The organism is Microbulbifer maximicatervae (SeqCode) (assembly GCF_052468155.1).
The window spans coordinates 3,831,443-3,857,001 of sequence record NZ_CP174335.1 but is presented as its reverse complement, the minus strand read 5'-3'; the positions used below and the strand labels follow the sequence as shown (position 1 = coordinate 3,857,001).

Genomic DNA, 25,559 nt, shown 5'->3' with positions numbered 1-25,559 from the left:
TCAGATGCTAGAGAGCCCCTTTGGTGTAATATAGGCAGTTTAAGCCGGTAATTGCGGAGCCGACACAGGAAATGAGTGAATATGACGATCAGTTTAATCTACGTAAGCGGCACCCATTTGGTAGACTCCATCTGTTAATTAATGAGCTACAAAGCTATCTTGCCACGCAATCCCTAAGAACCTCGCTGGATATCAGCTATGGAGATAGTTCCGGTGAGAAATTAGATATATTTCCTGCTAAATCTCCTAATGCACCGGTTTTTGTGTTCATCCACGGTGGGTATTTCCGGGCGCTAGATAAAAAGCAATACCGGTACATTGCCAAGCCCTTTGTAGAGGCCGGGTGTACAGTTGCTTTGGTCAACTATGATTTGGCGCCCGCCGTCAGTGTTAAAGAAATTATTGAGCAAAATATAAAGGCATTCTTATGGATATATAAGAATATTGATCGCTGGAATGGCAACCCCAATAATATAGTAATCTGTGGTCACTCTGTTGGGGCCTTCCTTGTTGCTAAAATTTTAGAATTTGAGTGGACACCTGAAATCCGTAGCTCAATTAGCGGCGCCATTATGTTAAGCGGGCTCTATGACTTAACAAAGATGAGGCAATCTTACCTCAATGAATCTCTGCGTTTATCAGAAGATGACGTTACTAATTTGAGTCCCATTTTTGGCGATATTAGATGTTTCACCAAAGCAATTGTTGCAGTAGGTGATGATGAGACTGCGGAATTTATTGATCAGTCAAAAAGATACTGTGGGAAGCTTCAGCAAACGAAAAGCCCGTGCGAATATATACTTTTGAAAAATAAAAACCACTTTACCGTATCGCGTATGTTAAGTAGTAGAAATAATGATCTAATGAATAGGATACTAGATATTTGCGGTGTGAATTGAGAGAGGGGGGATACGACTTAGCGATCAATATATATAATTTTGAACATAAGTTGGGATTACCAGCTTAAGATCAGGGAGCCTCTTAAGTCCTCTAGGGTATTATTGAATTATGCCGAGACTCCCTGACTATCAATTGGCTTTACTTTCTCCAGTAAGAGATTGTAGGTAGGAGCAGCAATAGCCAGCGAGGATGCCTAGAGCGGTCACTATTGTCAGCCCAATCACTCCAGAAAGAGCATTTCCTGAATGGGCTGCAAAGAAAGTGATTAACCCTAAAAACCAGGCAATGATATTACCTACAAGTGGCAGTCCTCTTAGCGATACCACCACAAATGCAACGGAGAAAACTGTAACTGCAAAGGCAATGCTGCCTACCACTGGCTGCAAAAGGGTATTGACTATAGCTGCTGTCATTCCCATCAATATTCCCAGAGCAATACAAATCCCGCTGGAGATTGCACTGAAGGCAGAATTTGGCTGGGTAAAGAAAGCAACCCATCCAACAAACATGGCCCAGGGAGGAAGTTCTAGCATATAGCAAGTAAATGCTGCTGCACTGGCAACGGTTGCAGCGATAAGGGTGTCCCTGATGTATTTACCCTATAGTACCGGTGATTGAGCGGTCATTGGCTTTTAGTCCTAAATCATCCCAGCTCGGATAACGCTTAGCTGGGGATAGTTAAATAGAAGGGCGATTGTTTGTGAGGCTAGACAAGTCCACCATTGGCTCGTATGACCTGTCCATTGATCCAGCCACCTTGCTCACTGACTAAAAAGGCAATGGTATTTGCAATATCTTCAGGCCTGCCCAAGCGCTCAAGTGGCGACATTTTGGCAAGAGTATTCACCATTTCACCGGTCTTCCCCGACAGGAATAGCTCGGTAGCGGTGGGCCCTGGGGCGACGGCATTCACAGTGATATCTCTCCCCCGCATTTCCTTGGCGACTACCTGGGTCAGAGCTTCAACAGCTGCTTTGGTCGCCGCATATACGCTGTAATTTGGCATACACAAGTCGACGACACTCGAGGATAAGTTGATAATGCGGCCGCCTTCTTGAAGCCTTGCGGTGGCTTCACGCATGACATTGAAGGTGCCCTTAAGGTTTACAGCTACCTGACGATCGAAATCATCTTCTTCACATTCTGCCAGAGGGGCTAGCTTCATAATGCCCGCATTATTGATGACACTATTGATTCCGCCAAAAGTGACTTCTGCCGAGTTGAATAGGCGCGAAACCGCCTGTTGATCACTGATATCGGCTTGGGCAGTAACCGCCTTGCCACCCTCGGTTTCAATGCGGTTTACCAACTTTTCGGCAGCTGAAATATTACTTTCAAAGTTCACCAGAATGGTAAAGCCATCCTTTGCCAGGCGAGAGGCGATCGCCGCGCCTACGCCACGGGAAGCTCCTGTTACCAGTGCCACTTTCTCCATAATGATCTCCGTAGTGATTACTGGAGCTGCCCTTGCAGCTCCCTGATTTGGCTGTATTCCCATACTATTCGTGTTATTCATGTAAATAATCCGGCTAAAATGGAATCCATTGTTCCAAATAAACAAACAATAGGGCGGTATGGATAAGCTTGATGCGATGCGCTTGTACGTGCGGATTGTGGAGCGGGGCAGTTTTACAGCCGCTTCTACTGATCTTGGGGTTCCGAGGTCGACATCGACTCAGGTCATCAACCGGCTGGAGAAGCGGCTGGGAGTCAGATTGTTGCAGCGATCGACTCGCAAGGTCAGGGCAACACTGGATGGGGAACTGTATTATCAGCGCTGTATTTCAATACTTGCGGACGTAGAGGAAGCAGAAGGGGCATTTACAGGTTTATTGCCAGGCGGTGAGGTGCGGGTAGATGTACAAGGGACTATTGCCCGTCATTTTGTTATGCCGCAACTCCCCCAATTTTTTGCCCAGTATCCTGACATTTCTTTGGTAATGAGTGAGGGGGATCGATGGGTGGACTTAGTCCAAGAAGGGGTCGACTGTGCTATTCGCTATGGACACTTGGCGGATAGTGAGCTGATTGCCAGGCGTTTAACCATGCTGGAACGGCTTACATGCGCATCGCCGCAATACCTGGAACACTACGGCCACCCAAGCTCTTTGGAACAACTGAATGGTCACCGTGTTGTAGCGCTTCGCTCTATAACGACTGGCAAGTCTGCGCCGCTCTCTTTTTGTCTTGCCGATAGGATAGAGACGTTGCAAGTTCCGGCGCAATTGACGGTAACTGGAACAGAGAGTTACTTGGATGGCGTTAAGCGGGGGCTCGGATTAGCTCAGTTTCCAAGGTTTCATGTAGAAAAAGAGTTGGATGCTGGATATTTAGTTGAAATATTGCCCAATTTTCGCCCGCCCAGCGAGCCGGTATCGGTTGTGTTCACCCAGAATCGCTTTTTATCCCCCAGGGTTAGGGCATTTATTGAGTGGTTAAGTAAAATATTTTCAGCTTCCATTTAAAAGATTGTGATTAAGCTTTCATTTGAATTTAATTTTCCAAAAAGTTATCTGCTCTTCAGATAGTAACTTGCCAAAAATTTGCGAAGTTAAATTATTGGTAGGCGTAAGAATATTTTTTTAGTTAAGAATCATATAGAGTAGCCGCGCACTGTGGATTTCAGTAAATATTTCTATTCAGTCTTTTGAAGGCTGCGTTAATAGATCTATTTTTATCTTTAGTGCGGATCTTTCTAAATTGATTTTCCGAGAAGCAGATACAGGGAGTATGTCTGTGAATAGCTTTAAAATTCTTGCGCCTTTCGTGTTGCTATTTTCTACATTTGGCGCTCATTCAGAAGAAAATGTGCATGTTGTTTTTGAATCTTCCATGAGTGAAAGTAGATCAAATATAATCTCACATAAAACTAAAAAAAGTTTAAATAATAAGATTTTTAGCTTGAAGCCCGGTAGTAGCCTTGAGGTTCCCAGTGAGCTCGGCAAGCAACGGTTTACCTTGCAAAATATTCGCTCAACAAAAAATAGGGCTTCACTATCTGCATTTTCTGAGGATGGAAAAGGGTTTATCACCTTAGCCGAGAACAACGGTAGAATTGTTGGCTCAATACAATCTGAAGGTAGGCTCTACAAAGTGAGACCTGCCGGAAACGGTGCGGTTACAATCGCTGAGGTTCCAGACAATTCACTTGTCGACCATGATAGTAACTACTTTGAAGAAATGGATTTTACTTCCAAGGTTGGTGCGCTAAACACAACCTCAGGAATTGCGACTACTGACTCTGGTGGAAAAATAACCGTTATAGTTGCTTATACCGATGCCTTTGAGGCAGACGCCGGTGATGTACCCGCCTACATGGACTTATTGGAAGAGGAAACCAATGTTTCATTTGCCAATAGTGAAGTCAATACCTCGGTAGAAATTGTTCACGCTTATAGAACCAGCTATGCAGAAAGCGGTAGCTTCTATGTGGACCGCGAGTACTTTTCGAATGACGCATATCCAGAAACTAAAGAACTATACGAACTTAGAGACTTGTATAGTGCAGATGTAATGATTGTTTTAACCGGCAATGATTTGTACAGCGGATCATGTGGACTGGCTAAGACGATCTATGCATCGGAATCAACAGCCTTTGCTTTCGCAAGGGAGGGGTGCGCAACGGGGTACTTCAGCGTTGCCCATGAAATTGGCCACCTGCTGGGAGCCCGACATATTATCTACAGTGATTCGAATATGGAGCCGTTTGAATATGGCCACGGCTACTGCAATACCACCCCTTCAACTTGGAGGAGTGTGATGGCCTACAATTGCCCATCGGATCGAGGCGGCCCCAGAATTCAGCAGTGGTCCAACCCGGATATCACAATAGATGGAGACCCTACAGGCACCTCCAACCTAGAGGATAATGCGCGGGTTATCCGTGAGCGCGCCTGGGAGGTTGCCAACTTCCGGGTCGATGGGGAAAGTTAACGGCAAATTCATACAATAGCCGCCAGCAATGCAGAACTGCTAGCGGCTTCAATCGCCGATACCCTTCAATACAACTGCGTTAAGCTTTGGACTCCACGTCCTTAGTTTTCTCGAACCAAAAGTTATAGAAGTCTTCAGTCACCAGCTGTTCGATATTGGTGGCTTCCTCTCGGGGGCAAAATACGGTTACCGTGGTTACATCGTGGCCGAGTTCATTCGTTGTGATACAGACTTTTGCATCAGGCCCTGACAGCTCAACGCCCATGCGATTCTCGATCAGGTTGCAGTAGCGTTCGGCAACTTCACGGAAGGACTCGCAGTGTTCTTTAAGTCGCTCAGAGATAAACTTCTTGGCTTCAAATGGATTCATTCCTTTGCTTTCCCGGGTAATCGAAAAGGTATGCTCGATATACCGGCGCATAAAGTTCAGGTTCTTTACCGGTTGGGTAAAGAAGGCATTGTTAGGGATATACAGAGTTGTTCCTGTATAGCCATTACCCAAACCGTGCGGATCGATTTCCAAAAGGGTGGTGCTTAGCCAGTCACTATCGGTGACTTCACCAAATTGATTGCCGACTTTAATCCAGTCTCCCACAGTAAACGAGCGCATGTTTGCCTGATACAGACCACCAACGAGGCACTGCACCCCCTCTCTCAGTGCCAATACAATTGCCACAGAGAAAGCGGCAATGGATAGGGCAAAGTCCCGGAGTTCGCTTACCCAAATTGCTATCAGGCCAACTACCAATAACAAGTTGCCAAGGTTATGTACGGTATTGATACGGCGGCGCTTATCCGCTTTTTGCCAACTACTTCGTGCTATTACTAGCGTGAGCAGGCCACGTAATAACATCACTACTGAGATCAGGCATATGGTGATGAATAATTTGCTATCCAGGATATGCGCTAAGAACTCTGGTTTCATTCGGGACAGGGACCTCACAGGAATTACTGGACCACCAATTCATATGGCAACGCCTAGCCCCTTTATGGAGAAAGGAGTGCTATGCCGGGCAGGTGGGTGTTAATGGGAGCAAAGAAGGCGGGAATTTATCCCTGGTGCTACATCTTGTAAATAGGATTTTGTAAATACGGATAGACTTGGCCAAACAGCAACAACTTTAGGCTGCTTAGCTCAGTAAAGTTAAAAATGCAGGATGTTTCTATCGATAATCAGGGTTAGGAAAGTCGGGCTTACAGCCGGCATCCCAGGCAGAGCGTTGGTTGCCGTGGGCGGGAATGCCCCCAGCATCTTTTATCATTCGCGCCATATGCATCAGGTTCCAGGTCATAAAGGTGGTGTTGCGATTGGTAAAGTCGTTTTGTGGACCACCGGAACCGGGGTCAAGATACGAGGGGCCGGGGCCAGCTTCTCCCACCCATGCCGCATCTGCCTGGGGAGGGATAACATAGCCAAGGTGTTGCAGAGAGTAGAGAATATTCATGGCGCAGTGCTTTGCGCCATCTTCGTTGCCGGTGATAAGGCAACCTCCAACCCGGCCATAGTATGCGTACTGGCCTTTGGAGTTCAGGTCAGCTGAGTTCGCATAGAGCCTTTCTATAGTTTGGGTGCAGATAGAGGATTTCTCTCCCAACCAGATCGGCGTGGTAATAACCAGGATATCTGCGTCTTCAACCCGGCGATAGAGCAGTGGCCACTCATCAGTGTTCCAGCCATGCTCAGTCATATCCGGGTAAACACCAAAAGCGATATCGTGATCAACAGGGCGTAAAACCTCAACTGAGACTTTGTTGCGCTCCATGATTTCCCTGGATATGCGAATTAGACCGTCTGTATGGGAGAGTTCAGGCGTAGGCTTTAGAGTGCAGTTGAGGAATAGCGCCTTGAGGTCGGAGAAGTCCGACGCACTAGACTTGCAGTCTTCAATTTGCTTTTGATTTAACGTCGTCATTTTGGGCCTCCTTGCCACCACTTAGATAATAGCCTGAGTTCTAATCCCGTGATTTCAAAGAGGATCCGTTGAACTTTACCCAAATAGATCTGCGACACGGTGTTAGTCCATATAACTTACGGGTATCAGGCTTCGACTTATCCATCCAGGGTCCGCTGGGGGTCATTACTATTGGCGTGATTCGGCTTGCCCCGGGATTATCTAACCGTAAAGCTGCGCCTATATTTGACTGACTACCACCTTGGAGGTCACCATGAAAATAATCAATCAGCTATTACTCCTGTTGTCCTCAGTACTTCTGACTCTTGTTGCCACTCACGCCAATGCCCAATCGGAAGCTAAAGATTCCTTGGAAGGAGTCTGGTGTGCAATTGAAGGTGAGTCGTTTATTTTTTATGAGCACAGTCCAGACGCCTTTACCTTAGAAAAGGAGCAGATTTGCCGAACTTTTAAAGTTCTCAAGCAAACAGGGGTGGGTGGTGGTGGTCGCTATCTTGAGGTAACGAAGAAGCCGGATGTTAAACACCAACTAACTGCAGTTGAAGAGAAGGTGAATGAGACCACTATAGCTAAGGATATCGGTATCTTTGCCTATATGAAGAGTGGCAATAGAATTCAAGTGGTAGCTGTTGATGTGTCCGATGAGAGCGTTACAAATTTGACCCTCGATGGCAGTGGCACTATGCGAGGTTTTATCGAGGAGGTTACTGCTGACAGCACCGCTAAGAAGGGTCATGAAGCTCATGTTGGGGTGTTGTTCTTTCGGAGGACTTCCTCGTCAATACCCGAGACCTTTGATCAGGACTGGGAATCAATCTTCAATGAGACCCATATCAAGCAATAAGTGCTTGGGCCTAATGATACTGCCGGGGATGCGATGTCATTACCACAACTAAACAATTCAGCAAATTAGCTAAAGATCGTAATTCTATTAAGGCGGTATCGTCGATACCTTTGCGAAAGGCGACCTAGTGCGATTTTTCATGCCTACTCTAGCCAACCATTAAAGACATTTATTAGGAGTGTTAAAAATATAGCTAAAACCCAAGGGCATAATTGATTCTATATTAATCTAAGGAACCTCTGAATAATTCCAAGCCAATATTGGTAATATTCACCTACCCATCAAGACTACGATGAATTATGCACCAAGTCACCTTTGCCGAAGCAGAATATAAGCTAAAGCGCCGTATAACTCGCCGAGAGAAGTTTCTTTCTCAAATGGAAGCCCTCATCCCATGGCAGCGACTAGAAGCTCAGATCACTCCTTGCTATCCACAAGGCAAACGTGGCCGACAGCCATATCCATTGAGTGTCATGCTCCGTATTCATTGCATGCAGCTATTTTATAATCTCAGTGATCCCGCTATGGAGGATGCACTGTATGAAATTGAATCCATGCGTAGTTTTGCTGGATTGACTTTGAGCGGCCCAATTCCCGATGAAACAACGATTCTTAACTTTCGCCACTTACTGGAGCTCAATCAGCTAGGTGCAGCTCTTTTTGATGAAATCAACAAGCATCTTGCTGAGAATGGCATGGTACTGCGTGAAGGTACGATTGTAGATGCCACTATTATCTCTGCGCCAACTTCAACCAAGAATAAAAAGAAAAAACGTGATCCAGAAATGCATCAAACAAAGAAAGGCAATCAGTGGCATTTTGGAATGAAAATGCATATCGGGGTTGATGATGTGCTCGGAGTAATACATAGCATAGATACAACAGCAGCGAATTCGCATGATGTCACAACTACAGAGCGAGTTCTCCACGGGGAGGAGAAAAGAATCTGGGGAGACTCTGGGTACATTGGTGCGGAGAAACGTGAAGAGTTGAAAGAGCGGGAGGCGGATTGGTATATAGCAATGAAGCCGAGCAAGCTAAAAACTCTTCCAGGGCGTGATGCACTTCGTAAAGCGGAAAAGATCAAGGCGCAGATAAGAGCGAAGGTCGAGCACCCCTTCCGCTACATCAAACGGGTATTTGGTTATGACAAGGTCCGCTATCGGGGACTGGTAAAAAATACTGAGAGGCTGTGCTTACTGGCAGGCTTTACCAACTTAATAATAGGGAGAAAATACTTGGCTGCCTAGGGGTGGTTCGCCTGAAATCCACCTATTGAGGGTTTCAGATGAAAAATTAGTGGACTATTACGCGCAAATTACGCGTTTGTGCGTAATAAAGTGAATTTTTCAAGCAGCTCAGCTTAATTCTGGAAAAATGCTTCGTTGATCAGAGGGTCCCTAACCTAGTATTATCAACGGCCCATCACTCTCAGCAAGAAATGAAGATATAGATTATGCAGGTTAATTCAATGGAGTTACCAAAATATTCCGAACTTAAGGCGGTGCTAAAAGATGTCGTAAAAGAACAGAATGGCGGTTTTAGCTTAAATATGTGGGCAACGGTAGTTGATAGAGATGGAATAGTTAGAGCTGTTGTATTTTCCGGCGAAGATAGAGGCGACCAATGGCCCGGTAGCCGCGTCATTTCAGCGCAAAAAGCAAATACAGCAAATGCTTTCAGTCTGCCAGGCCTACCCTTATCGACAGCAAACCTTTTTACAGCTGTTCAGCCTGGTGGAAGTTTGTATGGTTTACAGCATAGCAATCCAGTTGATACCAATGTTGCTTATAGCGGGCTACCCAATGATATTGGTACAGAACACGACCCAATGATTGGTAAGAAAATTGGAGGCGTTAATGTTTTTGGTGGTGGTTTAGCGCTGTACAAAGACGACGGCAAGCTTCTTGGAGCAGTTGGGGTAAGTGGTGATAGTTCATGTGCGGACCATAATATTGCGTGGAAAGTTCGTCATATGCTCAAGATGGACTACATACCTGGAGGGGTGAGTCCTAGCAAGGACGATAACATCGTCAATGACATTGTGGGTGGTGTTAGCGCTGGTGGTTGGGGGCACCCTGCCTGCTCGCCTGAAGCAAGTGACATTGCCAAAAAACTACCTAAGACACATCCGACTAGATCTAAAAACTAAATTACTTTAGAGCAATTCAGGTAATGAACTGACTTGGCTCTCCATATGTACTTAAGTTGATCGGCTAGTCGCCGATATCTACTAGTGTAAACTGATGAAAAAATCTAGCTGTAAGGGTGATAAATAGGCTACCGATCCAATCAATACTAATAAACAAGAGCCTCTTTTATTGCGGCTGTGAACGGGAGATAAGATGGTGGCGACGCCTATAGGCGTCGCAAACGGGTAGGGGGGTCTATTTATTAGTCGTACTATTAGTGAACTCCCGAAGCTGAATATGATTGCCTTCAGGGTCAGCTATATTGCAGGCTTTGAATATTGGATTTGACCACTCTCCGTCAAGGGATTTGCCACCTAACTCTATTGCTTGGTGCCGTGCCTTTGTAAGGCTTTGTACTGCTATAAATACTTTGACTGTATTAAAATTTTCCTCGGGAAGTTCAATAGGGGGAGTATGCACAACAATATTGAAACCCTCTCCGCCCAAACTAACCAGTTCGTTTGTTTTATGAAGTACAGACAAGCTGAACATATTTATATAGAATTTTGACAATTCATTGATATCATTTGCGTATACAACGACACCAAATTTTGCTGGTCCGCTCATATTTCCTCTTTACTCATACTTAAATTCTTCGTAGCGATAACTTCTATGTTAAGTTATCAATAGTTATTTTTAGCAACAACAAATTGGGTAAGGCTTTTCAGTGTGCCTTAGCGCAGAGCAGCTTGGTGCATATTATATTGATCTAGTGTCAATTAGTTGAGAGTTGTTAATCAAACAAGAAAGTTGAAACTGCGCTAGAGCGTTTGCCTTTCGTTCCACTGTATACGCGTTGAAGACTGCCAAGGCGTTTTGGATTTCTGGAGTTCGAGAATGAATGTAGTAGAAGGTGATTTGATCAAAATGGCACTTGAGGGCCATTTTGATGTAATTGTTCATGGGTGTAATTGCCAGTGCCAAATGGGAAAGGGGATAGCCTTAACTATCAAGAAGCTTTTCCCTGAAGCCTACGCAGCAGACTTGGGTACAGAAAAAGGCTCACGACTTAAACTGGGCACCTATTCAAGTGCTTACATATCACAGTTAGAGGCCAGCTTTACGGTCGTCAATGCTTACACTCAGTTTCACTGGAGAGGTAAGGGGGTAATGGCGGACTATGAGGCTATACGCAGTGTATTCACCAAAGTTAAGAAAGATTTTCCGGGGAAGAGGATTGGGTATCCTCTAATAGGTGCGGGGCTTGCCGGTGGAGATTGGGAGGTAATTTCCAGCATCATAGAAAATGAACTTGAAGGCGAAAATCACACACTTGTTAAGTTTGTGCAGTAACAAGCCCCCAGTAGCCAAGCTGATTACTTCCGCACATATACTGCCCGCCTGAAAGGCGGGGCTTGCCAGTAGGCCAATGGCAGCTTCTTAAGAGAGTAGTTCCGACATCTTCTTCATCAAGATAGCTGAGGCGTTGTCGGTAAACTGTTGCCCCTCCTCAATATACTCCCAGACAGTGGCGTCACTCTTCCAGCCACCTTGCTTCTTGATCAGCTCAAAGCCAACTTTTTCTCGCGCTGCGGAAGTAGACAGGCCTCGGCGAAAGCTGTGGCTGCTTAGTTCGGCAACAAAGTCAAAACCGCAGGCTTCCCCGAGATTTTTCAGTAGATCGTTGATAGCTGTGGGGTTTAGCTGTCGACTTTGCACCGTATCCCAGCGATTCACTGACCGAAATACTGGCCCAGTTCTAATGCCACTAACGTCTAGCCAGGACTTAAGTGCTCGTGCGGGGCAGATTTCAGGGGTGCCGTAGGGAAGGGCGCGCATCACTCCCTGACCACTTTGATCCGTTTTTGATTTGGGCAGGCGAATGATCAAACCTTCCTCCTCCCATATCAGGTCTTCAACCTGGATCGCCACTAACTCACTGCGCCGGAAGGCACCGAAGAATCCTACCAGCACCAATGCCAAGTCACGGGTCCTCTTCTTGGAGTCTGGTTGAGAGCGCAACTGTCGGGTGAGGGCCGCAATGTGTTCGAGGCTCAGCGCCTTGGCTTTTTGCTTGGGCTTTCCGTGGGTGCGGCGAATACCGCGCATGGTTTTCTGCACCAGCGGTTCAGCGACTGGGTTGGCAATGCCTTGATAAAGGTGCCACTGGCCTATGGCGGTTAAGTGCAAATCCAGGGTGCGCGGGTTCAATTGCTCGGCCCGACTCAATAGATAGCTAACCAGTGAATGGCTATCGGTGGGGAGTCGGCCTCCCCATTTCTCGAACTGGCGAATGGCAGACCGATAGGCTTTGCGAGTGCTGTCTGCAGTCGCTGCTCGCAGGTACTTCTGAATGTCATCCTCAGTCAGAAGTACTCCAGCCCCGCTAGATGTACTGCTGAGCGGGGATTGAGGTTGGATTTTAGTTGAGGTTAGAGGCTGTTTTCTCATGAATTCTGTGTCACCTGAAAACCACCATTTGTACTGAGGGTACGTTAAAAGGGGGCTTCCTTACTTTTATAACCTTCGATAAGAATCATTATCGAAGGTTAGTTAGGTTAATTCAAGAATTGGTTTATTTTTATATATTATGTATTATTACGTAATACGTAATTTGGTACAAAATAATCTGAGGGAAGGTTAATGGCGCGCACAGGGGTCACCTATCTGGACATTTTTGAAGCAGCAAAGGCGATTAAGGCCCGGGGCGAGGAGCCGACAGTTGATAGAGTGCGCGCTCATCTGGGGACTGGGAGTAAAAGTACAATTGCGCCGCTTCTAAAGCGGTGGAAAAGTGAGAGTTCCAGCAGCACTGATATCAGCGGCCTACCCAAAGATTTGGTGGAGGCGCTGAAAGGGCTTCATCAGCGTATCCAGGGGGATGCGGACCAGAGAGTGGAGCAGGTTCAGCAGGAATTTGAAGCGAAAGAGCTGGAGATAACAGATAGACTAAACGAAGCTCAAGAGACCAGTAGCAAGCAAGCCGCTTTGATTCGCGAGCTGGAGCAGAAGCTATCAGCTTCTGAAAGTGAGAAGCGCCGCCTCAAAGTTACCTTGGGTGAAGCTCAGTCAGAACTGGAAAAAAGTGAGTTTCAATTGGGGCAGGCCTCGGTTCGAATTGAGGAGCAGAAGGCCTCAATTGAAGAGATGAAGCAGGAGAGTCGCGATGTGCGCGAGCACTTTGAGCACTTCCAGCAACGAACGGCTACAGACCGGCAGCACGAGCGAGATCAGTTTCGATCTTCCAGTGAGCAACTTAAGGGGCAGGTGGCTTCATTGGCGGAGCAGCTCGGGCTGGCGGAACAGAAGCTTTCTGAGCAGGGCCTTCTGTATAAGCAGGGGCAGGCATTAATCACTGAACTCAACCGGGAGAAGCAAGAGTTACGCGAAAATATAGGTTCTGCCCAGACCGAAGCGGAGAACTATAGGCAGCAAGTTGAGGAGCAGGCAGCAAGCGCTGAACTCCAGTCCTCTGAGATTGGTCGACTTCAGGGTGAAGTCACTCGTCTCAAGAGCAATAGTGCCGCGCAGTCAAAGGAGATTCAGCTTCAACAGGTATCTCTGGAAAGGCTGGGGTCGGAACTGAGTTCCGCGAGAGATCGGGTAGACAGTTTGTCAGATGAAAATCGCACCCTTCTACAGGAGAAGGCAATACTACAAGGGCAGTTTGCCCAGCTGGAAAAGTCATTGAGTGAGCAGTAGCTCAAAGCCTGCAGGTTGGGGCCGTCTTCAGTTGATAGCCCCGTAACAATTTGCGTGAAACGCAATCGATGTGACGGCAGTAAAATTGAAATACGTTGACTAGCTGGTACTATTGGAGATAAGTAAAAGCAAATTTAGCTGTAGTTGACCTACCTATCCTTATATAAGCTCTATTCACTAACACCGCATAATAAAGTTCCTTATATAAAGTCCCCCTTGCTTTTATTTGCCGCGGTTCATAAGGCATTTGGGAGGCAAGTGTTGTCCAATCATTTCAGAGAAATCATCGATAAACCCACGTTTTTTGGTTCGCTGGCGCTGTTGTTGGCAGTGACAATTCCACTGGTGCTGTTCCCCGAAGTTGGTGCTGCCTGGGTTTTAGCCGCTAAAGGTTTCGTCACTGACAAGCTGGGGGTTTTCTATCTGGCACTGGGTGTCGGGGCAATTCTCTTTATGGTCTATATCGTGTTTAGTGATATCGGCCAGATCAAGCTGGGAACACCTGAAGAAAACCCTGAGTTCTCCACCATATCCTGGGCGTCAATGCTGTTTTGTGCCGGCATCGGCGCATCGATTCTCTATTGGTCTATGGTCGAGTGGATTTACTATTATCAAACCCCACCTTTCCAGGTTGAAGGAGGCACCCCCGAAGCTGCGCGCTGGGCAGTTGCCTACGGTATTTTTCACTGGGGCCCGCTGGCGTGGTCCATCTACCTGATTCCCGCTCTGCCAATTGCCTACTTCTACTACGTTAGAAATCACAGCGTGCTGAAAATTAGCGAGGCACTGATGCCCGTTTTGGGGGAGCAGCGCGCCCAGGGCGGACTCGGCAAGCTGATCGACGTGCTGTTTATCTTTGGTATGTTGGGCGGCGGTGCTACGACCTTGGGAATTGCTGCGCCGCTGATCACTCAGGGGGCTCATGAACTCTTGGGCGTGCCCACCGGGCTGGGAACCCAGGTTGTAGTGCTGATGATATGCACGGCAATCTTCGGCTATAGCGCTTTTGTTGGGCTTAAGAAGGGTATCCGCGCACTTTCCAACCTGAATATGTGGCTGTCTATTGTACTGCTTCTGTTTGTTTTCCTGGTTGGCCCCACCTTATTTATGTTGAACACCGGCTTGGATGCCCTGGGCCGTGTCTTGGATAACATCTTCCATATGGCCGCCTGGACTGAGCCATTTGCAGAGTTTGAGCAGTTCCCGGATACCCATTTTCCCCAAGACTGGACCATCTTCTATTGGGCGTGGTGGTTGGTTTTCGCTCCCAGTGTCGGCTTGTTTATTGCGCGTATCTCACGGGGGAGGACCATTAAGACCATGGTGGTTGGCTCCATTTTTTATGGCACCTTAGGCTGTTTCCTGTTTTTTATGGTGCTGGGGAATTACGGCGTCTACTTACAGTTTTCCGGTGAGCTGGATGTGGTGGGGATGCTAAATGAGCAGGGCGCAACCGCTGCAATTTTTGCCACACTCAAGACACTTCCCGGCAGTAAACTGGTGATTCTGGTATATACGGTGCTCGCCCTCATCTTTACTGCAACTACATTCGATTCCATCTCATACATTCTTGCCGCTGTTGTGCAGAAAGAGGTCGATGAAGAGCCAGCTAGATGGAACCGCCTGTTCTGGGCATTTGCGCTTTCACTGATGCCGATAACGCTGCTGTTTTTGGGCGGCCTGGATACGCTGCAAACTGCCAGCGTGATCGGTGGCGTGCCGCTTTTAGTTGTTGCTTTGCTGCTGTGCATATCGATTGTGAAAGCCGCTCACTATGACCTGCGCTACCAGCCGAGCTATGAAGAGAAGGAAATCTATATTGAAGAGTTTCCAGAGGATGATCCGTGGACAGAAGAGGGGAATTGGGAGGTTCCGGCCCAGACGGAGCACGGCGTATCCCACGATGACAAACCCCATATAGAGGGCGATCCGGGAAGCCATCCGTCTCGACTTTAATAGTTGGGCAGCAGGAGGAGGCCGTTTTCACTCCTGCTCTCCATCAAATTCTGATACCACTTTATCGACACAATGTTTTCTGAGGTGAGTAGCGCTTTTTATCGAGTTGCTCTCCTCAAAACAGAGATTCAATTGCTGTGTATATCGGTTAAATAGTTGTTTTGCACTCTCCTTTGGCAAAGTTACAAGGCGGTTAATGAATTGACGGGAACCAACCTGGAAGTGCATATAGTCAATCGGGACATTCCAGTCTCCACCCCAGACAACGAAGCCATGCCTGGCAAAGATTGTGGTTACATCTTCAGACATCCCCATGCGGGTTGGCTTTCCCGGGCGAAACTTTGCCCGGTTTAAATATCCCTCTGTTGCATGCTTAGGGATTACTTTGGCCCGGGTGTGTTTATCAATATACAGGTAAGGGTTTTGTAGGGGGTTAATATCAATAGCAACACCATAAGCGTGCTCAGACCATCTGCTCCCACCTGTAATGGGACGCGAATCAAAGGCCAGCGTGTTGTTTCGATCATCTGCCATTCGCTCTTGCAGAGTAAAATATTCGACAGGAATGGCTGACTGTATTGGAAAACGAGATCGGGAGATCTCACCAAATAAAGACAGGACGTTCTCGGCAACGATATCAAGCACAACAACGGCGCCTCTGCGGTCTAGATCAGCTCCGATGCCAACATTATCCTGAGCAGGCGGATCTAAGAGAGGCGTATAGTTGAAGACGACTCTCTTCAGCCTTTCACAGCCAATAGGGGAGTTGTTCCGAAGAACCTGCCGGAGCTTCATCAGCTCACAGTCTTCTTGGGAAATGTCGTAAATCCCTGTCTTTGCTTCAGGTTCAAAATCATTAACATCGATATTCCTATCCTGGTCCTTGGTGCATGCAAATAGCGCCAGGCCCGCAATGGCGGCGAAAGCCTTCCTATATATATCGCTTCTCTGTATTCCTTTGGGAAAGCCCCGTTTCAAATAGTATTTGAGTATGCACATCCTGTTCACACTTGAATTGCATTTGGCCTGTTAAATCAGTACTCAAAAGGATGCTAATCACGTCATGCCAGCGGTTGGTAAATGGCAGTGCAGTGCTCGCCTTAAAGATTGGCGTCTTTAGTTTCAGCAACTTTGTTCCGGCTGGTCAAAAAATAGCCAGACTGTAGTTAATTTAGCTCCCAACTCCTTCCCGTTTTGTAAGAACATCTTTTCAGAAGGAACCCTTGTTGAATAAGGGAACAAAGGATCTCATAGACAAGCCCACCTTTTGGGGCTCTTTTGCATTGCTACTAGTGGCGACAGTGCCCTTAATCCTCTTTCCCGAGGCGGGTTCTTTATGGTTATTGGCAGCTAAAGATCTGGTGACAGAGAAGTTGGGGGTCTTTTATCTCCTGCTAGGCCTAGGTGCGATGTTATTTGTGCTGTATATCGCCTTTAGTGATATTGGCAGGATAAAGTTGGGAGGGGGGAAAGAGGGCCCCGAATTCTCAACTCTATCCTGGGCTGCCATGTTGTTTTCTTCCGGTATTGGCGCCTCTATTTTGTATTGGTCGATGGTTGAATGGATCTACTATTACCAACAGCCGCCGTTCCAGGTTCAAGCAAGCTCAGCTGAAGCTGCGCGATGGGCAGTTTCCTACGGTATCTTTCACTGGGGGCCACTGGCTTGGTCTATCTATCTAATCCCCGCACTGCCAATTGCCTATTACTACTATGTGCGTAAACGCAAGGTTCTAAAGTTAAGCCAAGCGCTCGCGCCAGTATTGGGTGATCGTAGAGTGAGTGGGCACATTGGTAAGCTTATCGATACTTCTCTGGTATTTGGCATGCTAGGAGGTGCGGCTACACGGCTTGGTATCGCAGCGCCGCTGATTACTTTGGGATTGCACAAGCTATTTGGAATTCCTACTGGGGTGGGATTTCAGGTCGGGGTGCTGATATTTTGTGCGCTATTGTTTGGTTATTGTGCTCTTGTCAGGGTAAAGCAGGGCCTTAGCGTTCTATCAAACTTTACAATTTTTCTCTCGCTTGCCTTGCTGCTCTTCGTGTTTATCGCAGGGCCGACACTATTTATGCTCAATAGTGGGTTGGATTCCCTGGGTAGAGCGCTGCAGAACTTCTTGCAAATGGCCACTTGGACTGAGTCCTTCTCTCATTTTCAACAATTCCCCAACACTCGTTTTCCTCAAGATTGGACCATCTTCTATTGGGCTTGGTGGTTGGTGTTTGCACCGAGTATTGGTTTGTTTATAGCGCGTATCTCTGGAGGTCGGACTATCAAGGAGATGATTCTTGGATCACTATTTTTTGGAACTTTTGGCTGCTTCTTGTTTTTTATGGTGCTAGGCAACTACGGCGTTTACTTGCATTTTTCGGGCGAGCTGGACTTGGTGCAAATACTAAATCAGCAGGGGGCCAATACCGTGATCTTTGCCGTTTTGGATAAGTTGCCGGCGAGCCAGTTAGTTGTGTTGCTGTATACGCTGATCGCACTGGTTTTTACGATCATTACTTTTGACTCCATATCTCATATTCTTGCCGCCGTTGTGCAGAAAGAAGTCCATGGCGAGCCGCTTCGGTGGAATCGAATTTTCTGGGCCTTCGCGCTGGCAGTAATGCCTATTGCCTTGTTGCTCATTGGGGGGCTGGAAGCGTTGCAGGCGGCAAGCATTATCGCCGGTGTCCCTTTGCTGCTGATTGCCCTCTTGCTGTGTATCTCAATGGTTAAAGTTGCACGGCATGACTTGAATTTGCACCCTGTTATCCTTGAAAGGGAAATCGTTTTGGAAGGGGTGACTGAGGAAGGTGCCTGGAGTGGGAATACTGAATCAGGGCAAGTTGTGATGAAATCTGCAGAGAAGTCTGGCCAGGACGGAAAAGAAGAAACACCCTAAGAGCAGACTAGTAAGATATGCCGGGGCTATCTAAAGCCCCGGCTGCACTTATAGTTTAAAGGCTAAAAGTGCGGGCAACAGAGAAGACGATACGCTCGTCAGCAGTGCCTGAGTCGAGAGTGGTATTCTCGGCGGCAATATTGAAATCAAAACCCTCCAGGGAAGTCATATACTCCACTCGGTAGTGGTTGTAAGATTTTTTACCTTCCCAGGTCCAGTTGTCTTTATTGACGGTTGTAGAGCGGTCAGCACTGAAGCGAACGTTGTGTCCTTCTGCAAACTCAAAGGTATGGGCCAGCATCATAATGTAGTGGCCGCCACCCTGGCCAAAGTAATCCCAGCTGTACCAGCCATTGACTTCTGATTCGCCTAGAGCAGAGCTGTAGCCAAGCTTGGCATAAGCTTCCGGGTAAGCGTACTCTTCAGAAAGGTCACTATCACCGTGATAGGTGTAATAAGCGAGTCCAGTGTCCAGGCTTACTTTATCGGTAAGCTGCATGAACTTACCTGCATAGAAATCCCACTCCAGGTTGGTATCGTCATCTTCACCGAAGTCTACGTTGGAAGCCCAGGTGCCGATATACCAGCCGTTATCGAACCCGTAGTCCAGACTGGCTTGCAGTGCTGGGTCGTTTTGAGTCTGACTGACGCCGTTAAAGGTGTAGTCAGTAGTCAGATTAACAGTAGAAGACAGCTCCGCTTGGGATTGTTGGGCAAGCACCAGCAGGGAAGCACAGGTCAGTGCAGAAAGTTTCAAAGTTGATTTCATTGTTCAAATACCACTTATTTATATTTTGTAGCCCCCGCCAAACCAGGCGGGGGATTTCAACAGTTAGCTCGCCAGTTCGATCTTGCTAAAGTCGATCTTGTTTTCTTTAGGCGAGGAGTCGATAGCTGCTACCGCCCTGAAGCGCTTCACCAGGATGTAACCCAGGCAGCAGAAGAAGATGCCAATTACCAGAGCGCCGATCCACTGGATTTGCAGGAAGTCGAGCTTGAACAACAGGGTGAGCAGGCTCATCGCTGCCAGGTTCAGTACGAAGTATTTCCACTTACCCAGACGCGCAACGGTCATACCCAGGTTGTCGGTGTACAGGCGAATCAGGGAGTCCAGTGAGTTGATCACGAAAGTAACACCCACAATGATCATGGCCAGGTTATAGAAGCCAGTAGTATCCAGGCCCTGGCTGGAATAGTAGTAAAGCACGGTGAACCACAGTGCGATGGGGATGGATGGGAAAATCAACATCGCCGCCAGCACTTGGTAAGTACGCAGACCGCCCACAAAGCGGGAGGTAAACTGGCCAATCATAATGCTCCACGCAAACCACCAGAACAGGTAGAACTCGTGGTAGTCATTCAGCGGCAGCACGAACTGGTGGATATTACCGAAGTAACCGCCGAGCAGCGCAAAGGTGGAAGCAAAGTCTCCAACGCTGCCGTTTTCACCGGTAAAGGCACCGACCCACATTACCGCGATCAAGCCAATAAACATCCAGGTAGTCGCCAGACTGAGGAAGCGCACATAGCGCAGGCTGGTGGATGAGTAGACCGCAGCGGCGATCACGGCAAATACGATCAGGTAGAAGGTACCAACAATGGTTTCACCATCGCCAACCTGTGGCAGATACCAGGGCAAGTTGCTGAGCAGCAGGTAGGCGGTAAACGCGCAGGTACCGATAATCACCACGTTGTTGATCAGCTTTACCAGGCCGATCTCAAAGAATTTAACTTTGGGCTCGATAATGCAGAAGTAAAAACAGGTGAGGAAGTAGAAACCCCAGATCAGGAAGGCCCAAAAACCAAACTCAATCGCGAGTGCGTTGGTGAAGCCATATTCTGGGTTTGCGGCTAGGTCTGCATAGCCACCGAACTCGGTGAGGGGGAACATGATCAGGCCTACATCGAGGCCGGAGGTGAAAAGGATCGCTATAAAAGTGAAGGTTTTGACCGGGGTCACCCCGACCATCTTCACATTTCCCCATTTAATCAGCGAGAAAATTATTGCCGTGAAGGTAAATAATAATCCCGCAGAAAGCCAAGCTGTCATGCTGAGTCTCCAGCTAGTTATTGGTATGCCGGCGCCCCTCAAGGGCGTTGCTGTGCGAGATTTGAGTATCCCCGTCGTGTTTGAAGGGGGCAGTCAAATCTCTGCCAGAGCGCCGACGAAAAATCAGCTAACTGAGCGCGCAGGGCGGCCAGGTCGCTGAGTGCTGGTAGCTTTGGTCGCTACCGGTGCCTCGGAGGGCGCCAATACTGGGCGCCCTAAAATCAGGTCAGCAGCCCGCTCCGCCACCATAATGGTGGGCGCATTCAGGTTGCCGTTGGGAATGGTCGGAAAGATGGAGGAATCTACAACTCTCAAGCCCTGCAATCCGTGTACACGGGTTTCCGGGTCTACCACTGCCATTGCATCAGTTCCCATCTTGCAGGAGCAGGATGGGTGGTATGCACTCTCGACGGATTCCCGTACGAAAGCGTCAATTTGTTCATCAGTCTGGATATCGGTGCCGGGCTGGATTTCATCGCCCCGGTACTCGTCGAAAGCCGGCTGATTGATAATCTCGCGAGTTAGTCGCACACAAGCACGGAAACCCTCAATATCCTCTTTCTCCTGTAAATAATTAAACAGGATGGAAGGGGATTGCTTGGGATCACTGCTCACCACTTTGACTCTGCCGCGACTCTTGGGCTTGTTGTGCCCGATATGCACCTGGAAGCCGTGGCCGTCGAAAGCTTCGCGGCCGTCATAGCGCATGGCTGCTGGCAGGAAGTGATATTGCAGGTCCGGCCACTCCACATTTTCTTTGGAGCGAATAAAACCGCATGACTCGAAATGGTTGGTGGCTCCGAGACCATCCTTCTTCAGTATCCAACGAGCGCCGATCAGGAATTTATTCCACGGATCGAGCTTGCCATTCAGGGAAATCGGTTGGTTGCAGCGGAACTGGAAATAGAACTCCAGGTGGTCCTGCAAGTTTTGGCCGACGCCGGGGAGTTCGTGTTGGAGTTCGATACCGGCTTCTGCCAGTGTGTCGGGATCTCCGATTCCGGAGAGCTGAAGAAGGTGAGGGGAGCCGATGGGACCTGCGCTGAGGATGACTTCCTGCCGCGCCTTGAATTCCAGGATCTTTCCCTTGCGTTCAAGTTTGATTCCGACTGCCCGTTTACCTTCCAGAATCACCTTATGCACAGTGGCGTGGGTCAATACCGTCAAATTGGGGCGCTGCATTGCCGGCTTCAGGTAAGCGTTGGCGGTAGACCAGCGCTTACCATCTTTTACCGTCATATGCATGGGGCCAAAGCCCTCTTGCTGCTCACCATTGTAATCTGCGGTGTAGTCGTAGCCAGCTTCTTTGCCAGCTTCGATAAAGGCTCCATAAAGGGGGTTGGCCATTTCATTGCCGTTATTGACCCCCAGTGGACCTTCGTCACCACGATAATCGTCACCGCCGAAAGCCCAGGTCTCAGAGCGTTTAAAGTAGGGCAGGCAGTGGGCGTAATCCCAGCCTTCGGCGCCGTGCTGTGCCCACTCATCAAAGTCTTTAGCGTGCCCGCGCACGTAAACCATCCCGTTAATCGAGGAGGAACCACCGAGTACCTTGCCCCTGGGGCAGTGCATACTGCGGTTATCCAAGTGGGGCTCCGGTTCAGTCGTAAACTGCCAGGCGTACTTCTCAGTATTCATGGGGATGGACAGCGCGGTGGGCATCTGGATAAAGATGCTGCGATCGCTACCTCCTGTCTCTACCAGGAGGACTTTTTTATCTTCCTGGGCAGACAGGCGGTTGGCCAGAACGCAACCGGCAGAGCCGGCGCCGACAATGATGTAGTCAAACTCACTCATACAGGGTACCGCTTAAAATGGACTTTCCAGTGGTGCCAGGCCCACATACACCGCTTTTAGCTGGGTATAGTGGTTCAGGGTCGCAAGTCCATTTTCGCGTCCGATTCCGGATAACTTGTATCCGCCCACCGGCATTTCTGCCGGGGAAGCACCGTAGGCATTGATCCAGCAGATACCCGCTTGCATCTGGTGGATCACACGGTGGGCGCGAGTGATATCACGGGTAAATACGCCGGCGGCCAAGCCCAATCGGGTATCGTTAGCGCGGCGGATCACTTCGTCTTCATCATCAAAGACCAGTACCGACATTACCGGGCCGAAGATCTCTTCGCGGCAGATGGTCATATCGTCATGACAGTCGGTGAATACGGTGGGAGCAACGAAGTAACCGTTAGGTGAATTTTCTGGTGAAAGGGTGTGACCGCCGCAGAACAGGGTCGCGCCTTCCTCTTTACCCTTGCTGATGTAGTCCATTACCAGTTGCTGGTGCTTGGCAGAAATCAGGGCGCCGAAGTTGGTGTCCGGATTCATCGGATCACCGGCAATAATATTTTGCTCAACACGCTCTTTCAGACGAGCGAGGAACTGATCGTGGATGCTGCGGTGTACAAATACCCGGGTACCGTTGGTGCAGATTTCGCCCTGGGTGTAGAAGTTGCCCAGCATGGCAGCAGAAACGGCTTGCTCCAGGTCGGCATCATCAAAGATAACCAGCGGAGATTTGCCACCCAACTCCATGGTGACTTCTTTCAGGTTCGCAGCGGCCGCAGCCATTACTTTCTTACCGGTACCTACTTCGCCGGTAAAAGATACCTTGGCTATATCCGGGTGGTTGGTCAGCCAGGCGCCGACCTTGCCGTCACCTTGGATTACGTTGAACACACCAGGAGGCATGCCCGCTTCAATAAAAATTTCGGCCAGCTTCAAAGCACCTTTGGGGGTTTCTTCGGAAGGCTTGAAGATCATGGCGTTACCGCAGGCCAGGGCCGGGGCGGCTTTCCAGCAAGCGATTTGTAAGGGGTAGTTCCAGGCACCGATTCCGGCGCAGATGCCCAGGGGCTCGCGGCGGGTGTAGTAGAAGTCCTCACCGACTTGCTGCTGATTGCCTTCAATGCCTGCAGCCAGGCCGGCAAAGAATTCGATAGAGTCAGCCCCAGTCACCACGTCGACAACACTGGCTTCCTGCCAGGGCTTGCCGGTATCAGCCACTTCGATGGCTGCCAGTTCGTCGTTGCGCTCGCGCAAAAGTGCTACTGCTTTCAGCAGGATGCGGCTGCGTTCGACCGGCATCATCGCTGACCACTGGGCAAAACCGCGCTTGGCGCTCTCGATGGTTTCTGCGAGTACCTTCTCGTCGGCAACCTCAACCTGATAGCTGACCTCGTTGGTCGCCGGGTTATATACATCAAAGCACTCGCCGCTCTCATTCGACAGGTAGCGGCCGTCTACAAAATTCCGTTGTTTGTCCAGTGACATCTGTCTCTCCATACTGCTTTAACAGAGGGTCAGTCGGTTGTTCGTTGGCGATGGACTCGAAGGGCGCAATGGGCCGATCGTGAAGGTCCAGTCATCATAAAAAAGGGCCGGTCTGACGAAGACATTTGTCCCTAATCGTCAGATTCCAGCCCGGGCTCGATAGTCGTTGATCGAGCGATATGACACAAAATGTAACATATTTTTAATTTGAACTCTAATTGTTAGCACTCAATGCAACAAAGCTGGCGGATTCGTAGGAGGATTTATTTTTCAGCGACTACAGAGTTAATCCGTATTTTCAAGGGTTAAAAGTGGGCTGGGTTGGGCCAAAAATCTCATTTGAACTCTATAAAAAGCACTGTATGAATTTTGCTCAACCCGGCTGTCTCGGGGTCAAGTCAGGTGCCCGAAAGGCGGGGGCTTCGGGCGGCAGGAGATGGGATTTGTCGCTTTTGGGGGAGGAGGCTCTAGCTGGTGAAGGTCTGGCAGGTGGGGAGGCTCTACCTCCCCAGAATTACGTTGAGTGAATTTAACTGTTTGCCTCGCGTAAAGTGGAGGTTTGGCGGTTCAGGCTGGCCAGATATAGCACTGCTAACCCAGCTGCAATACCCGGCAATCCCTCATAGATCACGCCGTGATACCCCAGTAGCCGCCAGGTAATCGCTGCTGTAAAGCCGATAATCACTGCTGCGATAGCGGTTGCCTGGGATGGCTTACCCCCAAAACACAATACCAGGAGTAGAGGGCCAAATGCGCTGGCAAGTCCCGACCAAGCGAAAATAACCAGGCTGAACACACTTTGGCTGTTGGCGAGCGCCAACAGCAATGCGCCGCCGGTTATCGCAACTGTGACAAGCTTTAGAAACCAGGTTTTTTCAATCTTGTGCGGAAGAATATCGTGGGTAATGGCTGCGGAGCAGCTGAGAAGCAGGGAGTCTGCGGTGGACATGGTTGCGGCAAAGATACCAGCCAGGATCAGCCCAACAAAAACAGGGGGCAACAAATCCATAGCCATGGTGGGAAGAGCAAGCTCCGCATCAAAGCTCCCTGTGTCAGCAATAAACACTCTGGATAGCAGGCCGACCCCGGTGGCCATACAATAGAAAAGGATGAACCACAGATAGTACCAGGCCCTTGCCCGGTTCATCTTGCTGGAATCCTTCAGGGTCATAAATCGAACCATAACGTGGGGTTGTCCAATCACAGACAATCCAGCAAACCCCCAACTGATCACAAAGAGTATCACCCCGCCCCAGCCCGCAAAGGCGAGCCCCTCGGGAAACCAATGGGTAAAACCTTCAATAGCCTGCATTTGTATCGCCGCACTGGTGATGCCACCCAAGTTGGCAAGGGCGACGGCTAGAAGTGCTGCCATAGCCCCCATCATAACGATGGATTGGGCCGCATCAGTCCAAATGGACGCGCGGATGCCGCCAGCTAAACAGTAGAGGCATACAAGCACAGCTCCAACTACAGCACCGGACCAGAGAGGCCAATCCAGCAGTACGTGCAGGGCTTTGCTGCCGGCAACCATTTGGGCAGAGGCATAAGTTAGTAAAAACAGCAGGGAAATGATGCCGATCAGGCGCTGCAGGGCTGAGTACTTCTGTCCGTACCAGTTACTGAGAACACCTGCGTAGCTGACTTCACCACTTGAACTGGTAGCGGTCCTCAATCGCTTGTGTACATAGAGGGAAGCCAGAAAATCACCGGCAATCCACCCCACCATCAACCAGATGGAGGCCAACCCAGTGGTGTAGGTATAGCCGATAACCCCGATAAACATATAGCCGCTATTGTTCGTTGCCACGGCAGACAACCCCACCAGCCAGGGGGAGACACCACTGCTGGCAAGGTAATAGTCGGCTTTGGTTTGACGGCTGAACATCGCAGAAGAGAGGCCGACCAGAGTGAACAAAAGTAAAAAACCAAGAAATGAATAGATCATCGGCAATCCTATTA

At 48.8% G+C, this 25,559-nt stretch carries 22 protein-coding genes; 10 read left to right on the top strand and 12 right to left on the bottom strand.

Features of this window, described 5'->3' with window-relative positions:
- Positions 1 to 71 precede the first annotated feature (71 nt).
- The gene (locus tag ACJJIY_RS16415) at positions 72 to 899 is read left to right on the top strand and encodes an alpha/beta hydrolase (RefSeq protein ID WP_445358380.1); all 828 of its coding nucleotides are present in this window, start codon (positions 72 to 74) and stop codon (positions 897 to 899) included.
- A 129-nt stretch (positions 900 to 1,028) separates the two neighbouring features.
- On the opposite strand, the gene ACJJIY_RS16410 is transcribed toward ACJJIY_RS16415, so the two are convergent.
- Positions 1,029 to 1,433: a DUF1097 domain-containing protein gene (locus tag ACJJIY_RS16410; RefSeq protein ID WP_445358379.1), complete on the bottom strand. Its 405-nt coding sequence runs from the start codon at positions 1,431 to 1,433 to the stop codon at positions 1,029 to 1,031.
- A 173-nt stretch (positions 1,434 to 1,606) separates the two neighbouring features.
- A complete protein-coding gene (locus tag ACJJIY_RS16405) occupies positions 1,607 to 2,416 on the bottom strand; it encodes an SDR family oxidoreductase (protein WP_445358378.1) in 810 nt (269 codons plus the stop codon).
- A 58-nt stretch (positions 2,417 to 2,474) separates the two neighbouring features.
- Between ACJJIY_RS16405 and ACJJIY_RS16400 the strand changes: the two genes are divergently transcribed.
- Entirely contained in the window at positions 2,475 to 3,365 is an 891-nt protein-coding gene (locus tag ACJJIY_RS16400; protein WP_445358377.1) for a LysR family transcriptional regulator, read from the top strand.
- Positions 3,366 to 3,801: 436 nt separating this feature from the next.
- Positions 3,802 to 4,833, top strand: a complete 1,032-nt coding sequence (locus tag ACJJIY_RS16395) for a M12 family metallo-peptidase (protein WP_445358376.1) — start codon at positions 3,802 to 3,804, stop codon at positions 4,831 to 4,833.
- Between the two features lie 79 nt (positions 4,834 to 4,912).
- Here ACJJIY_RS16395 and ACJJIY_RS16390 read toward each other — a convergent pair whose 3' ends face one another.
- Positions 4,913 to 5,758, bottom strand: coding sequence for a mechanosensitive ion channel family protein (locus tag ACJJIY_RS16390; protein WP_444897262.1), 846 nt, complete (start codon positions 5,756 to 5,758; stop codon positions 4,913 to 4,915).
- A gap of 238 nt (positions 5,759 to 5,996) precedes the next feature.
- Entirely contained in the window at positions 5,997 to 6,746 is a 750-nt protein-coding gene (locus ACJJIY_RS16385; protein WP_444897263.1) for a flavodoxin family protein, read from the bottom strand.
- 253 nt (positions 6,747 to 6,999) lie between these two features.
- On the opposite strand from ACJJIY_RS16385, the gene ACJJIY_RS16380 reads away from it, so the two are divergent.
- The 3 genes from ACJJIY_RS16380 to ACJJIY_RS16370 all read left to right on the top strand — a co-directional run bounded on the left by ACJJIY_RS16380 (position 7,000) and on the right by ACJJIY_RS16370 (position 9,742).
- Positions 7,000 to 7,590 carry a hypothetical protein gene (locus ACJJIY_RS16380; RefSeq protein ID WP_444897264.1) on the top strand — a complete coding sequence of 197 codons (591 nt, stop codon included), beginning with the start codon at positions 7,000 to 7,002 and terminating at the stop codon, positions 7,588 to 7,590.
- A gap of 299 nt (positions 7,591 to 7,889) precedes the next feature.
- The gene (locus tag ACJJIY_RS16375) at positions 7,890 to 8,840 is read left to right on the top strand and encodes an IS5 family transposase (protein WP_444895065.1); all 951 of its coding nucleotides are present in this window, start codon (positions 7,890 to 7,892) and stop codon (positions 8,838 to 8,840) included.
- A 206-nt stretch (positions 8,841 to 9,046) separates the two neighbouring features.
- On the top strand, positions 9,047 to 9,742 hold the full coding sequence (locus tag ACJJIY_RS16370) for a GlcG/HbpS family heme-binding protein (protein WP_444897265.1): 696 nt from the start codon (positions 9,047 to 9,049) through the stop codon (positions 9,740 to 9,742).
- A 235-nt stretch (positions 9,743 to 9,977) separates the two neighbouring features.
- Here the strand turns inward: ACJJIY_RS16370 and ACJJIY_RS16365 are convergent, their stop codons facing one another.
- The gene (locus ACJJIY_RS16365) at positions 9,978 to 10,349 is read right to left on the bottom strand and encodes a VOC family protein (RefSeq protein WP_444897266.1); all 372 of its coding nucleotides are present in this window, start codon (positions 10,347 to 10,349) and stop codon (positions 9,978 to 9,980) included.
- Positions 10,350 to 10,619: 270 nt separating this feature from the next.
- Here ACJJIY_RS16365 and ACJJIY_RS16360 point away from each other — a divergent pair, with 270 nt between their 5' ends.
- Entirely contained in the window at positions 10,620 to 11,075 is a 456-nt protein-coding gene (locus ACJJIY_RS16360; protein WP_444897267.1) for a macro domain-containing protein, read from the top strand.
- Between the two features lie 87 nt (positions 11,076 to 11,162).
- Here ACJJIY_RS16360 and ACJJIY_RS16355 read toward each other — a convergent pair whose 3' ends face one another.
- On the bottom strand, positions 11,163 to 12,173 hold the full coding sequence (locus ACJJIY_RS16355; protein WP_445358375.1) for a tyrosine-type recombinase/integrase: 1,011 nt from the start codon (positions 12,171 to 12,173) through the stop codon (positions 11,163 to 11,165).
- A gap of 192 nt (positions 12,174 to 12,365) precedes the next feature.
- On the opposite strand from ACJJIY_RS16355, the gene ACJJIY_RS16350 reads away from it, so the two are divergent.
- Positions 12,366 to 13,424 carry a DNA-binding protein gene (locus ACJJIY_RS16350; RefSeq protein WP_445358374.1) on the top strand — a complete coding sequence of 353 codons (1,059 nt, stop codon included), beginning with the start codon at positions 12,366 to 12,368 and terminating at the stop codon, positions 13,422 to 13,424.
- Positions 13,425 to 13,685: 261 nt separating this feature from the next.
- Complete coding sequence (locus tag ACJJIY_RS16345; protein WP_445358373.1) at positions 13,686 to 15,380, top strand: BCCT family transporter; 1,695 nt, start codon at positions 13,686 to 13,688, stop codon at positions 15,378 to 15,380.
- Between the two features lie 27 nt (positions 15,381 to 15,407).
- Here ACJJIY_RS16345 and ACJJIY_RS16340 read toward each other — a convergent pair whose 3' ends face one another.
- Entirely contained in the window at positions 15,408 to 16,379 is a 972-nt protein-coding gene (locus tag ACJJIY_RS16340) for a M15 family metallopeptidase (RefSeq protein ID WP_445358372.1), read from the bottom strand.
- 227 nt (positions 16,380 to 16,606) lie between these two features.
- On the opposite strand from ACJJIY_RS16340, the gene ACJJIY_RS16335 reads away from it, so the two are divergent.
- On the top strand, positions 16,607 to 18,274 hold the full coding sequence (locus ACJJIY_RS16335) for a BCCT family transporter (RefSeq protein ID WP_444927782.1): 1,668 nt from the start codon (positions 16,607 to 16,609) through the stop codon (positions 18,272 to 18,274).
- A gap of 55 nt (positions 18,275 to 18,329) precedes the next feature.
- Here ACJJIY_RS16335 and ACJJIY_RS16330 read toward each other — a convergent pair whose 3' ends face one another.
- From ACJJIY_RS16330 to ACJJIY_RS16310, 5 genes are all read right to left on the bottom strand, one after another.
- Complete coding sequence (locus ACJJIY_RS16330; protein ID WP_444908330.1) at positions 18,330 to 19,043, bottom strand: TorF family putative porin; 714 nt, start codon at positions 19,041 to 19,043, stop codon at positions 18,330 to 18,332.
- Between the two features lie 63 nt (positions 19,044 to 19,106).
- Complete coding sequence (locus ACJJIY_RS16325) at positions 19,107 to 20,324, bottom strand: BCCT family transporter (RefSeq protein ID WP_444908329.1); 1,218 nt, start codon at positions 20,322 to 20,324, stop codon at positions 19,107 to 19,109.
- Positions 20,325 to 20,447: 123 nt separating this feature from the next.
- Positions 20,448 to 22,121: a choline dehydrogenase gene (betA, locus tag ACJJIY_RS16320; protein ID WP_444913750.1), complete on the bottom strand. Its 1,674-nt coding sequence runs from the start codon at positions 22,119 to 22,121 to the stop codon at positions 20,448 to 20,450.
- A 12-nt stretch (positions 22,122 to 22,133) separates the two neighbouring features.
- Positions 22,134 to 23,597 carry a betaine-aldehyde dehydrogenase gene (betB, locus tag ACJJIY_RS16315; protein WP_445354254.1) on the bottom strand — a complete coding sequence of 488 codons (1,464 nt, stop codon included), beginning with the start codon at positions 23,595 to 23,597 and terminating at the stop codon, positions 22,134 to 22,136.
- Between the two features lie 529 nt (positions 23,598 to 24,126).
- Positions 24,127 to 25,545: a sodium/proline symporter gene (locus tag ACJJIY_RS16310; RefSeq protein ID WP_444897277.1), complete on the bottom strand. Its 1,419-nt coding sequence runs from the start codon at positions 25,543 to 25,545 to the stop codon at positions 24,127 to 24,129.
- Between the last annotated feature and the right edge of the window lie 14 nt (positions 25,546 to 25,559).

What these genes read in the sequence shown, in the direction of transcription:
- ACJJIY_RS16415 (WP_445358380.1), top strand. Translation starts at nt 72, where the DNA reads ATGAGTGAATATGACGATCAGTTTAATCTACGTAAGCGGCACCCATTT.
- ACJJIY_RS16410 (WP_445358379.1), bottom strand. Translation starts at nt 1,433, where the DNA reads ATGCTAGAACTTCCTCCCTGGGCCATGTTTGTTGGATGGGTTGCTTTC.
- ACJJIY_RS16405 (WP_445358378.1), bottom strand. Translation starts at nt 2,416, where the DNA reads ATGAATAACACGAATAGTATGGGAATACAGCCAAATCAGGGAGCTGCA.
- ACJJIY_RS16400 (WP_445358377.1), top strand. Translation starts at nt 2,475, where the DNA reads ATGGATAAGCTTGATGCGATGCGCTTGTACGTGCGGATTGTGGAGCGG.
- ACJJIY_RS16390 (WP_444897262.1), bottom strand. Translation starts at nt 5,758, where the DNA reads ATGAAACCAGAGTTCTTAGCGCATATCCTGGATAGCAAATTATTCATC.
- ACJJIY_RS16385 (WP_444897263.1), bottom strand. Translation starts at nt 6,746, where the DNA reads ATGACGACGTTAAATCAAAAGCAAATTGAAGACTGCAAGTCTAGTGCG.
- ACJJIY_RS16380 (WP_444897264.1), top strand. Translation starts at nt 7,000, where the DNA reads ATGAAAATAATCAATCAGCTATTACTCCTGTTGTCCTCAGTACTTCTG.
- ACJJIY_RS16375 (WP_444895065.1), top strand. Translation starts at nt 7,890, where the DNA reads ATGCACCAAGTCACCTTTGCCGAAGCAGAATATAAGCTAAAGCGCCGT.
- ACJJIY_RS16370 (WP_444897265.1), top strand. Translation starts at nt 9,047, where the DNA reads ATGCAGGTTAATTCAATGGAGTTACCAAAATATTCCGAACTTAAGGCG.
- ACJJIY_RS16365 (WP_444897266.1), bottom strand. Translation starts at nt 10,349, where the DNA reads ATGAGCGGACCAGCAAAATTTGGTGTCGTTGTATACGCAAATGATATC.
- ACJJIY_RS16360 (WP_444897267.1), top strand. Translation starts at nt 10,620, where the DNA reads ATGAATGTAGTAGAAGGTGATTTGATCAAAATGGCACTTGAGGGCCAT.
- ACJJIY_RS16355 (WP_445358375.1), bottom strand. Translation starts at nt 12,173, where the DNA reads ATGAGAAAACAGCCTCTAACCTCAACTAAAATCCAACCTCAATCCCCG.
- ACJJIY_RS16350 (WP_445358374.1), top strand. Translation starts at nt 12,366, where the DNA reads ATGGCGCGCACAGGGGTCACCTATCTGGACATTTTTGAAGCAGCAAAG.
- ACJJIY_RS16340 (WP_445358372.1), bottom strand. Translation starts at nt 16,379, where the DNA reads ATGTGCATACTCAAATACTATTTGAAACGGGGCTTTCCCAAAGGAATA.
- ACJJIY_RS16330 (WP_444908330.1), bottom strand. Translation starts at nt 19,043, where the DNA reads ATGAAATCAACTTTGAAACTTTCTGCACTGACCTGTGCTTCCCTGCTG.
- ACJJIY_RS16325 (WP_444908329.1), bottom strand. Translation starts at nt 20,324, where the DNA reads ATGACAGCTTGGCTTTCTGCGGGATTATTATTTACCTTCACGGCAATA.
- betA (WP_444913750.1), bottom strand. Translation starts at nt 22,121, where the DNA reads ATGAGTGAGTTTGACTACATCATTGTCGGCGCCGGCTCTGCCGGTTGC.
- betB (WP_445354254.1), bottom strand. Translation starts at nt 23,597, where the DNA reads ATGTCACTGGACAAACAACGGAATTTTGTAGACGGCCGCTACCTGTCG.
- ACJJIY_RS16310 (WP_444897277.1), bottom strand. Translation starts at nt 25,545, where the DNA reads ATGATCTATTCATTTCTTGGTTTTTTACTTTTGTTCACTCTGGTCGGC.